The following is a 15,537-nucleotide window of genomic DNA, read 5'->3' as shown; positions in this document are numbered from 1 at the left end:
AGTACACAACTGTGTAATATAATATACAAAGACAAAAAAGAATATTACGGAGAAAACCGTCAAAAATAATTTTGTTCTATGTTCTATTTTATGAAAAAAATCGGGGAGGGGCAATGAAATGTTGCAAGAAACAATGGTTGGACTCGTCAAGGAAGAACGCAAGCCAGGTGCTGTATTGAAAAGGGTTCCAAAGCCAGCCTGCGGACCAGACGAAGTGCTTGTCAAAGTAAAAACATCGTCCATCTGCGGAACGGACGTTCATATCTATAAATGGGATCAATGGGCGGAAAATACAGTCGTGACGCCTAACGTCTTCGGCCACGAATTCGCAGGGATCGTAGAAGAAGTAGGCGCAAATGTGACGAACGTCAAAGTCGGCGACTATGTGTCGGCTGAAGGACATGTTGTCTGCGGCGTGTGCAAAGCCTGCCGTACTGGCAATGCGCATGTGTGCCCGAATACGAAGAGCTTCGGCATTACGTTGCCAGGCTGCTTCGCAGAATATGCGGTAGTGCGTGCTACCAATGTGATTCATAACGATCCAAATCTCCCAGCCGAGATCGCTTGCCTGCAGGACCCGCTTGGTAATGCGGTACAGACGGTGATGAGCGGAGATATTGTCGGCAAGAGCGTAGCGGTCATCGGTGTAGGGCCGATCGGCATTATGGCTGTTGCGGTAGCCAAAGCCTGTGGAGCGGGCAAGATTATTGCGGTGGATGTGAACCCGTATCGCTTGTCGCTGGCGAAGCAGTTTGGCGCGGATGTGATCGTTAACAATGCTGAAGTGTCCATGGTTGAGTCGATTCGCGAGGCTACAGGCGGCGAAGGTGCAGAGGTGGTGCTTGAGATGTCGGGCCATCCAGATGCGATTCGCGATGGCTTCAAGGCTGCTGCTATGGCAGCGCGTGTGTCGATGCTGGGCATTCCAACGCGCGATGTGCCGCTTAACCTTGCCGAGGATATCATTTTCAAAGGCATTCGCATCGAAGGCATTACAGGTCGCCGCATGTATGAGACCTGGTATCAGGTGAAGGGACTGCTAGAGAACAACCGCATTGATCTGAAGCCGTTGATTACACACACGTTGACGCTGGATCAATTCGAGGAAGGCTTTGATATGATGATGAAGGGGACTTGCGGCAAAGTGGTATTCCTTCACGATCAGATGCCTGAGATTTAAGAGTTTGGCAACAGGGAAAGGAAGGAATGAATAAAGGTCATCATTCCTTTTTTTGAAGCCGAATGCATGCGGTTTAACTGCTGCGAATTACGAGCGAGTGGACAAACAAAGACAGGAATACCAAGCGGTGCTTCCCTTGCCATCCATGAAAGCTGGAGCTGCGTTAGAGGCTGATGACACTAGACCGTTGGTACTCTTGCTTTGTGCTGGATGAAAGAAAGCTCGCTCTGCTCGTTCTGTTTTCCTTGTTTTTGTTTTCCATGACTTGTCCTTGTTTTTCTCATTAACAGATAGACCCTAATACTGTCGGCTTGACTCGGGAACTTTCTTGACTCGATACTCGCGCATAGAGGCGGCTGGTTCATCCCATGTTAATTGTGTATGATGATAGTGATGAGCCGCTATTTGCCAAGCGATGCGTTAGACAAGCTGAGCGATGGCAGGGGGCATTATTTGTTTATTACATGTTCGATCTAGATTCAGGCGTTTTTTAGGACTTAAGGTAATGCTTGCTTTCATGCAAGCGATCATTTTACATACTCAAAGGAGGAACTAAATCATGGCTAATTTTGACGTGATTGCACAGGAATTGCAGGCGCTAAAGGATGCAGGAAGATATCGTCCACTGACGGTGTGGGAAGACGGTTCAGATGCTTGGATGACACTTGAGGGCGGCAAGCGTGTGCTGCAAATGTCCTCCAACAACTATTTGGGGCTTACCCATCATCCTAAGATGAAGCAGGCAGCGATTGAAGCGACAGAAAAGTATGGTGTAGGCGCTGGTTCCGTACGCACCATTACAGGCACGCTAGCGATTCATGATGAATTGGAGCAGAAGCTTGCCGCGTTCAAAGGCACGGAAGCTGCGCTTGTCTTCCAATCCGGCTTTACGACGAACCAAGGCGTGCTTGGCTCTATTCTTGGCGCGGATGATGTTGTCATCAGCGATGAGCTGAATCATGCCAGCATTATTGACGGCATCCGCTTGACGAAGGCATCCCGCAAAATCTTCGCTCACAAGGATATGGACCAGCTTGAAGCAGTATTGAAGGAATGCGGCAGCTATCGTCAGCGCGTCGTTGTAACGGACGGTGTCTTCAGCATGGACGGCGATATCGCGCCGCTGACGACGATTGTAGAGCTCGCAGAGAAATACGATGCGCTCGTGTATGTCGATGATGCGCATGCGAGCGGTGTGCTCGGCAAGCACGGCAAAGGCTCTACGGATCATTTCGGCCTGCATGGCCGCGTGCACTTCCAGATTGGCACTTTGTCCAAAGCAATTGGCGCGGTTGGCGGCTACGTGGCGACCAGCCAAGCTGCGAAGGACCTCATGATCAATAATGCGCGCTCCTTCCTGTTCAGCACCTCCCTTCCGCCTTCTGTGGCTGCTTCTTGTATTGCGGCAATTGATGTGCTGAAGACAGAACCCGAGCTTACAGAGCGCCTGTGGAGCAATGCGAACAGCTTCCGCGATACCTTGAAGAAGGAAGGCTTCAATACAGGCGACAGCGAAACGCCAATCATTCCGATTATTGTGGGCGAGCCTGCTCGCACGCTTGAATTCTCCAAGCGCCTCTTGGACGAGGGCTTGTGTGCGCAAGGCATCGTATATCCAACGGTGTCCATGGATAAAGGCCGCGTGCGCATGATTGTCACGGCTCAGCACACCGATGAGGACTTGGCATTTGCCTTGGATGCGTTGAAGAAGGTTGGACGTGAATTCGGCATCATTTAACGTGTGAGCATGTCCTTTCAACGCGAAGGGGCTTGCAATTTGCATGGCATTCGCTATAATGATTAGAAATATCTAAGCAATCATCTGTGATTGGGAGAGTAATGGAGCGATAAGAGTTCAAGCGAGCCGGGTTGGTGAGAGCCGGTACCGAATCCTTCATGAAGCGGACCCAGGAGATGATCATCAGAATCGATGAGGAGCGGCGGCACAGGCTTGCCATGTCAGCTGCATCGTCCTAGTAAGATGATCCGGCTGCCAGCCGTTATCTGGATCAAGGGGTTGAACGAATGCAGGAGTGCGAGCCTTCGTTCAGCAACAAGAGTGGTACCGCGAGTGTGTATACAGCCCTCGTCTCTTAATTAGAGACGGGGGCTTTTTTGCAATCCAAATTAGAATATATAAGTCTCGTCACAGACGGAACCAATATTTGAGATTGTTTACGAACACGATATCGAAAAGGAATGAGAGGGAATAGAGATGCTGAAGGAAACGATAAAGTCACAACTGCAGCAAGCTGTGCAGCAGTGCTGGATAGACTGCGGGAATGACGGGGAGTGTCCGTACGAAGTCATGCTGGAGCAGCCCGCGCATGAGAAGCATGGGGAGTATGCAACGAACGCCGCGATGAAGCTGGCCAAGGCCTTTCGCAAGCCCCCAGTCGCGATTGCTGAGATGATCAAGGCGAAGCTGGAAGCAGATGGCCTGATTGAAGGGCTGATTGCTCGCGTGGAAGTCGTGCCACCTGGCTTTTTGAACCTGTATTTGAATTGGAACGAATGGATGAAGCGCTACGGGGGAGCAGGGGGAACGGTTGGGTATCGAGCTGAGGGAGCTAAGAGCAGCGCTCATGCAAAAAAGGTGCTGATCGAGCATACGTCCATCAACCCGAATAAGTCGGCTCATATAGGCCATCTGCGCAATTCCTGCATTGGCGATACGTTGGTTCGCCTGCTTCGCAAGACAGGGCATCAGGTGGAGGTGCACAACTATATCGATGATCTAGGCAATCAGCTGGCCGATACGCTGGTGGGCATTCAGCAGACTAATATGCAGAGCCGCCATCGTCGATTCGGCGACTTCTGCTGGGACGTGTATGCAACGATCAATAAGCAATATGCGATTGATCCGGAACTGCAGCATGAGCGCACAAAGGTGCTGCATGCCATTGAAGCTGGCGACAACAATACGGCATGGTTGGGCTCCTTAGTAGCTGAGCGCATTGTTCGCGAGCATGTGGAGGAGATGGGCAGCTTTGGCATCGACTATGATCTCTTGGTATGGGAGAGCAGTATTGTAAGAGAGGGATTCTGGGCTAAGGCTTTCGAATTGCTGAAGCAGACAGAGGCCTTCCAGCAGGAGCAGGAAGGGCGTCTCGCGGGCTGCTGGGTGCTGAAGCAGGAGGAGACCATCTCAGGGCAGGAGTCCGAGCATAGCCAAGACAAGGTGCTGGTCCGTTCTAATGGCATTTTGACGTATACGGCCAAGGATATCGCCTATCATCTGTGGAAGTTCGGGCTCTTGAAGCAGGATTTCAGCTACAAACCGTTTGAAGCGGGCCTGTGGACGACCGCCACGCTGGATGCTGCGGAAGCGGGTCGACTAGAGAAGCCGACGTCGTTCGGGCAAGCGGACATGGTCATCAACGTTATCGACTATCGCCAAGAGTATCCGCAGCTCATGGTGAAGCAGGCGCTGCAAGCACTTGGCTACGAGGAGCAGGCTGAAGCGCTCCATCATGTCAGCTATGGCGTTGTCTCGCTTAGCCCGAAGTCAGCTTCGGAGCTTGGCATTGATACATCTGATGGCAAAGCCAGCTATGCGATGTCTGGAAGACAAGGAATTGGCATCAAGATCAAGGATCTGGTCAGCCGTGTAGAGCAGGTGATCGAAGCGTCGAGACCAAGCAAGGAGGGCTTGTCGAGCCGCATGATCGCGATCGCTTCGATTCGTTACTATCTGCTCCGCTTCAACCTGCAGACGGAAGTCGTGTTCGACATGGATCAAGCGACCGAGATCTCAGGGAATACCGGCGTGTACCTGCTGTATGCTTATGCGCGCGCGAATCGTGTGCTGAATAAGGCAGCGGCTGAAGGCGCTGGGAAAGGGGAAAATACGTTCGCTCTGCCGGCCATTCCTGAATTGGCTCCAGCAGAGCACAGCCTGCTTACGCATCTTAGCCGCTGGCCGGAGACGCTGGCCCTGGCCAGCAAGGAGCTGTCCCCGAATGTGCTGTGTCAATATGCGTTCGAGCTGGCAACGCGATTCTCGAACTTCTATGCGGCATGTCCGATTCTGAAGGGGGAGCAGGAGCTCGTTACCTTCCGCTTATGGCTGACGGCACAGATAAAGCATACACTGGGCGAGGCTTTGGAGATACTCGGCTTGCCGACTCCAGAAGCGATGTAAAGCGTGATCCATGTCCGATGAAGGGGGGGAGCAACCCTTGCTTTCATCGGGCTTTTTTCGTTCTTCTTGTGTGACAAACAAGCTTTAAACCTTCGAAGGACGATGTCAAGTACATCACCATTGTCGATTAAATGGAATCGGCCTACTGCTCTCATGCAGCAATCGTGCTTCTATCCCCTTCTATCCTCCTGTTAGGGGAGATAGACGCTCGCTTTCTATGTCAAAGGCCGCTGAAGCTTATGGCCTGCCGTGATTCATTGTATTTGAATTGGTTTGGATACAAGTTCAAGTTTTCCTCGTGCAAAACTTTTTATTTTGCCCCAAATAATTCATGCAAATTTCTCCTTTGTTTTGATGTGCTTTCAGTGAAATCGGTATTGACGGTGTGAAGTTTCGCATAATATAATGACTCATGACGATAGAGGCAAACAATTCCAATTGCAGAAGTGTATAGGCCATCGTCATTTCCACAGCAACAACGTGATATTGGATACCCAAATTCATCATTAATTTGCGCAAAAGTGCACCAACTTGAAAGTTGACGATCAAGCAGCGTTCTTAGTTGTTTTGCACACCTCAGACCACTCACCATGATTGAGGATGCACCGAAGCCTTTGGAGCGTTAATGATCAATCATGCCAAGCTTCAAGTCATCCAACCCGTATACAGCCACCTGACCTTACAGCATGATCTTACAATATGAGCTTGGATAAGCACTCGGGAGAACTGCCCGATCTACGGCAGCATCCAACATTAGCTCACAAGTTCATCACCATTGCCTAAGACAACATTAGAAGAAAGCTAACCCACATCATGAGCTTAGCGGGAGGATGCAGCACATCATATTTGGATGCGCTTACATGTATCTCGGTTACGGCCAATCTGTTCTCTTTATTTTTCATGCTTTATTTTCACACGCAATCTTTGCGTTGTCGTAGGTTAACCATTTGAGTAATATGATTCAGTATTTTGGAGAAAGGCAGCGGACTTCATTTACGGGGCGGAAGAGAACGGAGCATCCCTCGTGAAAGCATGTCAAACTCAATATGTTATGTAAGCGCTTTATAATCAAGTGTTTTATATATTCCTTTGAGGTGCTTTTATTTTACTTTGCCTTTGAACTAGAGGAGAGAGGGGTCATGTACGTATGAAGCAAGTCAGAATCGGCATCATTGGCGCTAGAGGAAGGGGCTCTATCGCAAAGTATTGGCATAAGCCTGACAGCCGCTCAGTCGTCGTTGGAGCAGCGGATATTTACCCTGAACGCTTGGAGGAGTTCAAGGCGGATGTGAATCCCGAAGCCTTTGTGACGACGGACTACAAGGAGCTGATTGCGCGCGAGGATATCGATGCAATAGCCGTTACCTCTCCGGATTTCTGTCATGAAGAGCATGCGGTTGCCGCCCTGCAGGCAGGCAAGCATGTATTCTGCGAGAAGCCGTTAGCCATTACGGTGGAAGGCTGTGATAACATCCTGAGGGCTTGGCAACAATCGGGCAAGCATCTGATGGTGGGCTTCAATATGCGCTATATGAATATGTATCGCACGATGAAGGAGATTGTGGATTACGGTGTGATTGGTGAAATAAAGGCGGTGTGGGTACGCCATTTTGTGGGCTGGGGAGGCTATTTTTACTATCACGATTGGCACGCCAATTCCAAGAACAGCACAGGCCTGCTGCTGCAGAAGGGCTCTCATGATTTAGATATTATCCACTGGATTACCGGACGCTATGCGACGAAGGTCAGCGCCTTCGGCAGCCTTGATTTCTATGGCGGCGACAAGCCGAATGATCTGACATGCCCGACCTGTGACGAGCGGCCGACTTGCACAGAGGCCAGTCCTGGGCACTTAATCGAGTGTGCCTTCCGGGAGGAAGTTGATGTCGAAGACAATAACATGGTCATCATGGAGCTCGAAGGCGGGATCAAAGCCTCCTATCTGCAATGTCACTTTACGCCGGATTATCAGCGCAACTATACGTTTATCGGAACAGAAGGCCGGCTAGAGAATAATGAGCTGGAGAACAAGGTCTATGTGAAGACAAGACGCTCCAATACAGAGCGCGAGTTGTCCAATCGAGTCTATGAGATTAAGGAAGCGAAGGGATCACACGGCGGAGCCGATCCGAACATTTGTAAGGATTTCGTCGACATGATTCTAGATGGCAAGCAGCCTGTGGCAACGCCGATTGCAGGCAGAATGAGTGTAGCCGTAGGGTGTGCGGCAACGGAATCCATTCGCTCGGGAGGCAAGGTGGTGCAGGTAACACAGGCGCCTGACCTTGCGGCTGAGCTGACAGGGAGCGGCCAATGATGCGATCAACAGACGCTGTTACCAGCGTATCGAACCTGAATGCGAAGCCGCAGCGCCTTCGCCGTCTCAAGAAATCCTTGCTGCTGAACTGGCAGCTCTACGTCTTGATACTGCCAGTAATCGTGTATTATATCGTATTTCACTACCTGCCGATGTACGGCATTCAGATTGCGTTCAAGGACTTTATCGCCAATAAAGGGATTATGGACAGTCCTTGGGTGGGCTTCAAGCATTTTGAGCGATTTTTCAACAGCTATTACTTTGAACGGCTTTTGAAAAATACGATCCTGATCAGCTTGTACACGCTGGCGCTCAGCTTCCCGATTCCGATCATCCTTGCCCTGATGCTGAATGAGGTGAAGGCCGAGCGCTTCAAGAAGATGGTTCAGACGATTACATATGCACCGCACTTCTTGTCTGTGGTGGTCATTGTAGGGATGCTGTTCTTGTTCTTGAATCCAAGCACAGGGATTATCAACCATATCATTATGGCGCTGGGGTTTGAATCCATTCCATTTATGACCTCGCCGGGCTGGTTCAAGACCTTGTACGTGCTGTCGGACGTATGGCAGACCATGGGCTGGAGCTCCATTATATATCTGGCTGCGCTGTCTGGCGTTGACAATCAGCTGCATGAAGCAGCGACCATTGATGGAGCGAGCAAGCTGCAGCGCATCTGGCATATCAATATCCCGACGATTGCGCCTACGATTGTCATCTTGCTGATCTTAAACCTTGGAAGCGTCATGTCGGTTGGCTTTGAGAAGGTATTCTTGATGCAGAACAACCTGAACCTGAGCAGCTCGGATGTGATCTCGACTTATGTATACCGCACAGGTATTCTTGATTCCCAGTTCAGCTTCTCTGCTGCGGTTGGATTATTCAATTCCATCATTAACTTTGCCCTTCTCGTAATCGTCAATTATATCGCACGACGAGTCAACGAGACGAGCTTGTGGTAGGAGGGAGCCGTAATGATTGATCGTTCACTAGGGGATCGCGTATTCAATGTTGTCAATTATGTGCTGCTGTCTCTTATCTGCATCGTCGTGCTGTACCCGCTGCTGTTTGTACTGAGCGCTTCGGTCAGCAATCCGGAGACGGTGCTGCGCGGGGAGATGTGGCTGATTCCAAAAGAATTCAATCTTGATTCATACACGAAGATCTTCCAGAACAAAGATATTCTGATGGGCTATGGCAATACGATTCTATACACAGCAATGGGAACAGCCTTGAATCTTGTCATGACAGTATGCGCGGCCTATCCGCTCTCCCGCAAAGACTTCGCTGGCAGAGGTCTGATCACCGGGCTCATCGTCTTCACCATGTTCTTTAGCGGCGGACTGATTCCAACGTATCTCCTGATCAAGAATCTCAATATGCTCGATACGTTCTGGGTCATGATCATTCCAAACGCGGTATCCGTCTGGAACATCATCATCATGCGCACGTTTTTCCAGCAGTCGATTCCAGGAGAAATTCAGGAGGCCGCGATGATTGACGGCAGCTCTCACTTCCAGACGCTGTTCCGTGTCGTTCTTCCGCTCTCGATGCCGATCATCGCAGTCATGGTGCTGTTCTATGCGGTGGGACACTGGAATGCGTACTTCAATGCCTTGATCTATCTCTCAAGCAAGGACAAATTCCCTCTGCAGCTCATTCTTCGCGAGCTCTTGGTGCAGAGCGATTCCGGCGACTTCATCAAGCTGACCTCGGAAGCGGGAGTAAGGCTGAAGATGAGCATGGAGGGATTAAAATACGCGGTGCTGGTCGTGGCGAACTTGCCCATGCTGATCTTGTATCCGTTCTTGCAGCGCTATTTTGTCAAAGGCATCATGATTGGGGCTTTAAAAGGGTAGTCATGTATTGCTTCAACGACAGCCAAGTACTGATTGATCAGAGCGTTGAACCACAAATAAGGGGGAATGAACATTGCGTTCAAAAAAATGGTTTGCACTCACTTTAAGCGTCGTGCTGAGCTTCTCACTCCTCGTTACTGCATGTGGAGGCGGAAGCGGGAGCAGTGATGTGGCGGATCCGGCTAAGGTAGAGGAACGTCTTCAGAAGATGAATGCGGAAGGCATGCCGATTGCCAAGGAGACGATGAATGTCAAGGCATTCGCAGCGAAGCTCTACGCCTCCCAGGACTGGAACAATCTGATGCTGTGGAAAGAATATGAGAAGATGACGAACATCCACATCGAGTGGGATACCGTCGCGACCGACGGCTTGAAGGAGAAGCGCAATATCCTGATGGCAGGCGGCGATTATCCGGAGATGTTCTTCGCTTCTGCCTTCGCTAAGACGGATCTGATCAAGTATGGCAGCCAAGGCACCTTTTTGAAGCTGAATGATCTTATTGACAAGCACGCGCCGAATTTTAAGAAGATTATGAACGATTATCCAATCGTAAAAAAAGGGATCGCGATGCCGGATGGAAGCATATACGGCCTGCCTACGATCTATGACCCAGCCTTCAAGTCGCTGCATTATGGCACACCATGGATCAAGCAGGACTGGCTTGATAATCTAGGGCTTAAGGCGCCAACCAATCTTGATGAGCTGTACAAAGTGTTGAAAGCGTTCAAGGAGAACGATCCGAACAAGAACGGCAAGCAGGATGAGATTCCGTGGGGTTCTAGAGGCGTAACCGCGATACTTAACTTTTTAAAAGGCTCCTTTGGACTGAATAAGCATGGGATTGCCAATCCTCATGTTGACTTAGGCGCTGACGGCAAGCTGGCCTTTGTTCCGACGGATGATCGTTACAAAGAGCTTTTGCAGTATGTCAACAAGCTGTATAAGGACGGCATGTTTGATAAAGAAACCTTCACCATGAAGGATACGGATATTACTTCAAAGGCAAGTGCCGGGATATATGGCGTGTTAGACGGTGTTGATCCTAAAGCGATCTATAATCAAGATGGATACGTAGGCATACCAGCCATCGAAGGGCCGCATGGCGACCGCTTCTTATCCAACATCGGTTCTCCTCTTGGCAACTTGGGGATGTTTGTTCTGACGGATAAAGCCGAGAATCCTGAGGCGCTGATTCGCTGGGTTGACCACTTGTACAGCGAGGAAGGCGTTAAGATGTTCTTTATGGGCTTTGAAGGCGTAACCTACAAGGTGAATGATAAGGGCGAATATGAGTATTTGGAAGAGATCACGAACAATCCGAACGGCTTGAATCTCGACCAAGCGGTCAGCCAATACTTGACGTGGCCAGGAGGCTACTATCCGGGAATCGTGAAGCAGCAGTTCTTCAAGGGAGCGGAAGGCCTTCCGTCCTCTGTGAAGAATGCAGAGGAATCGGAAGCATTCTACGTGAAGGAAGAGGACAGATGGCCGTCCTTCAACTTCACACCGGAAGAGCAGGATGAGCTGACGACGATCCAGACGGATATTCATACCTTTGTTGACGAGATGCGAGATAAGTTCGTGTCTGGTGAAGCAAGCTTTGAGCAGTGGGATGACTATGTGAAGCAGATCGAGAGCATGAATGTGAAGCGCTATTTGGAGCTGTACCAGCAGGCTTATGATCGCTACAGCAAGGAGCAGTAAGTCAGGTGAGGCGAGACGGCTGTCATTTCGGGAGACCGAGGGCGGCCGTTTCGGTTTTTTATAAGCTGGAGCATCCATGGAATATTCCATTTCATGGTGATATACTGGGGAATGTTCCCTTTTGTGTGACTTTGATCACAAGACTATCTCAATATCGTCTGGCCGCGGGCTCGAACGATGTATCCTAGCAGGAGGTATGTAATCGCATGAATATCGCTATTATTGCAGGCAGTAATCGCAAGCAGGCGTCGAGCACCAAGCTCTCCGAATATGTAGCGGGAGTGCTTGGCAAGAAGGGGGGAGACGCACGGGTATTTGATTTGTACCAGCAGCCGCTCCCGATGTATTGCCCGGATGACGCTTATGACGATGATCGGAATGTGGTGGAGCTGAAGGAGCTCATGATGAAGTGTGACGGGATTGTGCTCGCCACACCTGAATATCACAGCAGCATATCCGGCGCATTGAAGAATGCGCTTGACCATTTGAACAAGGACTATTTTAGCGGCAAGCCGGTGCTTGTAATGAGCTCATCTGGCGGCGCAGTGGGCGTAAGCTGCCTTCAGCATATGCAAGGCATTGTACGCAATCTTCATGGAATCAACAGTCCGGAATGGATCTCGATCGGAGGTGCTCAGCGGCAATCGTTCGAAGGAGAGCGCGCGGGACTGGAAGTGCAGGAGGATGTTGATTTGCGCATCCATCGAGCATGCGACTTGTTTGTAAGCTTGGTGGAGCGTCTTCGAAAAGGATAACCATGTCATCATATCGATAAATAATAGGGCAGCTCCAGATGCATCTGGAGCTGCCCTAATGTGTGCAGGAAGCAGATTTACTTGTATTTGTAGTCTTCTTTGGGCGGATCTGGAAGCGTATCCTCAAGTCTGCGATGCGTCCGGTATTTCTTCGTCTTCGCAAGCTTCGCCGCTGCAAGCGCGCTGATGACGCTAGCTGGAATGATGCAGATCGCGGTAAGCGCGGAAGGCAGGTCATTATTGATCTGAACGCCATAGATAAAGCCTAAGATCGCCAGGGGAGCGTAGTCGGTATAACGAACAACCCAGTGCCGTACCCCGCTTTTATTCTCTGCGATGCCAATTCCAATTAAGCCTGCAAGCGCGATGATGCCAATAATCAATACGCTATCGAGAACGCGATAAGAGCGAAGCAGCATCGCTGCTAGGATCAGTGCATAACCAATTGCGCCGGGAACTTTTAAGATCATAAGTGTCGCTCCTTCTCTTGATATGAAGAGGGACAGCGCACGCAAGCTTGTGCTGTGCGACGTCCGTTATTCATTATAACCTGAAACAAGGCGGACAAGCATGTTTTTACGTACATGAACTGCGATATTGACTTGGAAAAAATCTGTTTTTCATGCTATGGAAATAAAGAGTATTGTCAACAATACATAGATGTGATATAGTGTCTTCTATGAGTTGTGACCGAATTTCTAAATTGGTCACTCAGTCATGTCCCGCCATGAGAAAGACTTATAGAGAGGGGGATTTGAGATGTCCGTTAATAGAAGAAAGCAGATTCTTGATGCGGCGACGCAGTCCTTCGCCTTGTTTGGCTACAAAGCCACGACAATGGATCAGGTTGCGAAGATCGCGAGAGTTGGCAAGGGAACGATCTATACGTTCTTTACGAACAAGGAGGAACTGTTTGATGAGATCATCCAGCAGGTCATTCTTGAAATGAAGGACATTGCAGACGGAGAGGTTCGAGAGGATCGGTCCTTCTTCGACAATCTATACCGTGTGCTTGATCGAGGGCTGGAATTCCGCAGCAGGCATGAGCTTGCGCTGAAGCTGTCACAGGAAGTTCGAGACTTCGGCACGCCGATGGCCAACGAAGGCTTGTCCAAGATTGAAGGCGAACTGCTGCATTACATTGAGCACCATATCCAGCATGCGATGGATAAAGGCGAGATTAAGCAAGGGCATGCGAGAGTATTAAGCTTTGAAATGTATCATCTATACAAAGCACTGACGACAGAATGGAACAAGCGTTACGAGCCTCTTCCGAAGGAAGAAATTAAGGAGCATTTTTATCAGCTCTTTATGCATGGTATTGCCGCAGATGCATAGCGTATAGAAGCGTTTCGCTAAACGTAGCAGGGCAAGCTTGACTCGATTGCCTAGAGGCAAAGGTCAAAACAGCTGCAATAGTCGAGACGTTTTCTTCGATCTGATATGACCATAATAACAAAATAGTCAGACAGTATGTCCGTGGTTTATCTATGAGGTGGATCACATCATATATATAAATAGGGAGTTGGGGGATGAAGATGAAAGGAACCAAATTATTCGCGATGGAATGGGGCAAAATTATACGCAGCCCTAAGGTGCTTATCTCCGTCATCGCAGTCATGCTTGTACCTTTGATGTACAGTGGATTATTTCTAGGAACGTTCTGGGATCCGTACGAACGACTGACGGATTTGCCTGTTGCGATTGTGAACCAAGACAAAGGAGCCGAGTTCGAGGGTAAATCCCTGACCGCCGGCAAGGAGCTTGTTGATGAGCTACAGGAAAGAAAGGATTTTGACTTCTCATTTGTCAGCGAAGCTGAAGCCATGGATGGCTTGGAAAATGACAAATATTATATGATGATCACGATTCCTGAGAATTTCTCTGAACAGGCGACCACGCTGCTTGATGATAAGCCGGCACCAGCTCAGCTTATTTTCAAAACGAATGAGGGTCACAACTTCCTAGCTGCACAGATCGGCGGAACCGCCATCGAAAAAGTAAACAGCGAGATTTCGAAAAAGGTGACAGAAGCCTATACCGAAATTATGTTTGAGCAGGTAGAGAAGATTTCCGATGGATTAAAAGAAGCGGGTGACGGCGCGACCAAGCTCTATGATGGTACAACAGAGCTTGCGGACGGTGCCTCTAAGCTGAAGGAAAATATGGCGAAGCTTGCGGACGGTGCGGTCCAACTGAAAGATGGCACAGCTCCGCTTCAAGCAGGCGTAAGCAAGCTTACAGATGGCGTTAGCGGCTTGCAGGCTGGCGCGAAGTCGCTCAGCAGCGGTATGGATCAGCTCGCTCAGGCTGAGAAGCAGCTTGAGCAAGGCGCTACAGCTTCCAAAGCGGGCGCGAATCAGCTGAAGCAAGGCTTGCAGCAATCCAGCGATGCTAGTGCAGAGCTTGCTCAAGGCGCAGCAGCGCTTGCCAATGGTCTTAATCAACTCGTTCAAGCCAATCCGGCTATGGCAGAAGATCCAGGTGTGAAGCAGCTTCTCGGTGCAAGCCAAGCTGTTATGCAGGGTACGAAGAAGCTGAGCGAAGGCCAGCAGCAATTGGTACAAGGCGCGTCTCAATTGACGCAAGGCCAAGAGCAGCTTGCAGCCGGCATGAAGCAATTCGGCGAGAAGCTGAATGAAGCAAAAGCCGGCAGCCATCAGCTTGCAGATGGTTCTACCCAGCTGTTGAATGGGGTTAAAGGCTTGCAAGGCGGCGTAGGTCAAGCGCTTGGCGCTTTGGATCAGCTGGCTAGCGGAGCTACCCAATTGGATGAAGGCACAGGTACCTTGCAAGATGGCATTGGCAAGCTGCAGGACGGCTCCAATGAGCTTGCTTCGAAGCTGAATGAAGCAGCAGATAAGTCCTCTGAAGTGAAGGGCAATGATGATCGCATCTCGATGTTCGCAGGACCTGTTGAGGTTGTCGAGTCGAGCATCAACCAAGTGCCGAACTATGGTACTGGCTTTGCGCCATACTTCTTGTCCTTGGGATTGTTTGTAGGGGCTTTGATTCTAACGATCGTATTGCCGCTTGTTCAATCCCCGGACCCAACAGCGAACGGCTGGAGCCGCTTCTTCAGCAAGACGCTCCTGTTCGTATCGGTTGGTGTCGTTCAGGCCTTACTGGCAGATTGGATTATGATTCAAGGACTTGGACTTGAAGTGAAGGATATGGGCGCCTTTGTTGGCTTCAGTGTTCTAACAAGCGTTACCTTCATGATGATCATTCAATCGCTTGTTACCGTATTTGAGAATCCAGGCCGCTTTATGGCAATCGTGCTCTTGATTATGCAGCTTGTGACTTGCGGTGGTACATTCCCAATGGAATTGACACCGAAGGCTATGCAAGCGATCGGTCCATGGCTTCCAATGACGTATACCGTCAATGGATTCAAGGCGGTTATCTCCAGCGGAGATATCAGCCGCATGTGGAGCGAAGTGGGCATGATGGCGATCTACATGGTTGCATTCGGAGCGTTGACACTCGGATTTTTCATCGTTCGCTCCCGCAAGGACAAAGCAAACACAGCAGCTCCTGGCGAAGTGCTGAGCTCGATGTAAAGCAATTGTGAAAA

General features: G+C 49.9%; 11 protein-coding genes and 1 other annotated feature. Of the genes, 10 read left to right on the top strand and 1 reads right to left on the bottom strand.

The window, feature by feature from the left end; translation table 11 throughout:
* Positions 1-121: 121 nt before the first annotated feature.
* The 8 genes from tdh to B9Y93_RS10920 all read left to right on the top strand — a co-directional run bounded on the left by tdh (position 122) and on the right by B9Y93_RS10920 (position 11,960).
* On the top strand, positions 122-1,180 hold the full coding sequence (gene tdh / locus B9Y93_RS10955) for an L-threonine 3-dehydrogenase (protein WP_085494573.1): 1,059 nt from the start codon (positions 122-124) through the stop codon (positions 1,178-1,180).
* A gap of 559 nt (positions 1,181-1,739) precedes the next feature.
* Positions 1,740-2,918, top strand: a complete 1,179-nt coding sequence (locus B9Y93_RS10950) for a glycine C-acetyltransferase (RefSeq protein WP_085494437.1) — start codon at positions 1,740-1,742, stop codon at positions 2,916-2,918.
* Positions 2,919-2,995: 77 nt separating this feature from the next.
* Positions 2,996-3,277 (top strand) — a binding site (T-box leader).
* A 118-nt stretch (positions 3,278-3,395) separates the two neighbouring features.
* Positions 3,396-5,324 (top strand): arginine--tRNA ligase, encoded by a 1,929-nt coding sequence (locus B9Y93_RS10945; protein WP_085494436.1) that lies wholly within the window; start codon positions 3,396-3,398, stop codon positions 5,322-5,324.
* A 1,147-nt stretch (positions 5,325-6,471) separates the two neighbouring features.
* A complete protein-coding gene (locus B9Y93_RS10940; protein WP_085494435.1) occupies positions 6,472-7,641 on the top strand; it encodes a Gfo/Idh/MocA family protein in 1,170 nt (389 codons plus the stop codon).
* The gene (locus B9Y93_RS10935; protein ID WP_088549332.1) at positions 7,638-8,603 is read left to right on the top strand and encodes an ABC transporter permease; all 966 of its coding nucleotides are present in this window, start codon (positions 7,638-7,640) and stop codon (positions 8,601-8,603) included. Before B9Y93_RS10940 ends, B9Y93_RS10935 begins: the two co-directional genes overlap by 4 nt.
* Before the next feature lie 12 nt (positions 8,604-8,615).
* Positions 8,616-9,500 (top strand): carbohydrate ABC transporter permease, encoded by an 885-nt coding sequence (locus B9Y93_RS10930; RefSeq protein WP_085494433.1) that lies wholly within the window; start codon positions 8,616-8,618, stop codon positions 9,498-9,500.
* Positions 9,501-9,573: 73 nt separating this feature from the next.
* Positions 9,574-11,205, top strand: coding sequence for an extracellular solute-binding protein (locus B9Y93_RS10925; protein WP_085494432.1), 1,632 nt, complete (start codon positions 9,574-9,576; stop codon positions 11,203-11,205).
* A 206-nt stretch (positions 11,206-11,411) separates the two neighbouring features.
* A complete protein-coding gene (locus B9Y93_RS10920; protein WP_085494431.1) occupies positions 11,412-11,960 on the top strand; it encodes an NADPH-dependent FMN reductase in 549 nt (182 codons plus the stop codon).
* 77 nt (positions 11,961-12,037) lie between these two features.
* Here the strand turns inward: B9Y93_RS10920 and B9Y93_RS10915 are convergent, their stop codons facing one another.
* Positions 12,038-12,430 (bottom strand): hypothetical protein, encoded by a 393-nt coding sequence (locus tag B9Y93_RS10915; RefSeq protein WP_085494430.1) that lies wholly within the window; start codon positions 12,428-12,430, stop codon positions 12,038-12,040.
* Between the two features lie 289 nt (positions 12,431-12,719).
* Here B9Y93_RS10915 and B9Y93_RS10910 point away from each other — a divergent pair, with 289 nt between their 5' ends.
* Together B9Y93_RS10910 and B9Y93_RS10905 are read left to right on the top strand one after the other, a co-directional pair.
* Entirely contained in the window at positions 12,720-13,298 is a 579-nt protein-coding gene (locus B9Y93_RS10910) for a TetR/AcrR family transcriptional regulator (protein WP_085494429.1), read from the top strand.
* A gap of 200 nt (positions 13,299-13,498) precedes the next feature.
* The gene (locus tag B9Y93_RS10905) at positions 13,499-15,523 is read left to right on the top strand and encodes a YhgE/Pip domain-containing protein (RefSeq protein ID WP_085494572.1); all 2,025 of its coding nucleotides are present in this window, start codon (positions 13,499-13,501) and stop codon (positions 15,521-15,523) included.
* Positions 15,524-15,537 lie beyond the last annotated feature (14 nt).

It is taken from the genome of Paenibacillus aquistagni (genome assembly GCF_900177815.1).
GTDB classification, from domain to species: Bacteria; Bacillota; Bacilli; order Paenibacillales; family Paenibacillaceae; genus Paenibacillus_B; species Paenibacillus_B aquistagni.
This window is presented reverse-complemented; position numbering and strand designations above follow the sequence as displayed.

Excerpts from the sequence above, each read along its gene's own strand:
- B9Y93_RS10930 (WP_085494433.1), top strand. The coding sequence starts at position 8,616 with ATGATTGATCGTTCACTAGGGGATCGCGTATTCAATGTTGTCAATTAT.
- B9Y93_RS10915 (WP_085494430.1), bottom strand. The coding sequence starts at position 12,430 with ATGATCTTAAAAGTTCCCGGCGCAATTGGTTATGCACTGATCCTAGCA.
- B9Y93_RS10920 (WP_085494431.1), top strand. The coding sequence starts at position 11,412 with ATGAATATCGCTATTATTGCAGGCAGTAATCGCAAGCAGGCGTCGAGC.
- B9Y93_RS10940 (WP_085494435.1), top strand. The coding sequence starts at position 6,472 with ATGAAGCAAGTCAGAATCGGCATCATTGGCGCTAGAGGAAGGGGCTCT.
- B9Y93_RS10905 (WP_085494572.1), top strand. The coding sequence starts at position 13,499 with ATGAAAGGAACCAAATTATTCGCGATGGAATGGGGCAAAATTATACGC.
- B9Y93_RS10945 (WP_085494436.1), top strand. The coding sequence starts at position 3,396 with ATGCTGAAGGAAACGATAAAGTCACAACTGCAGCAAGCTGTGCAGCAG.
- B9Y93_RS10910 (WP_085494429.1), top strand. The coding sequence starts at position 12,720 with ATGTCCGTTAATAGAAGAAAGCAGATTCTTGATGCGGCGACGCAGTCC.
- B9Y93_RS10935 (WP_088549332.1), top strand. The coding sequence starts at position 7,638 with ATGATGCGATCAACAGACGCTGTTACCAGCGTATCGAACCTGAATGCG.
- B9Y93_RS10950 (WP_085494437.1), top strand. The coding sequence starts at position 1,740 with ATGGCTAATTTTGACGTGATTGCACAGGAATTGCAGGCGCTAAAGGAT.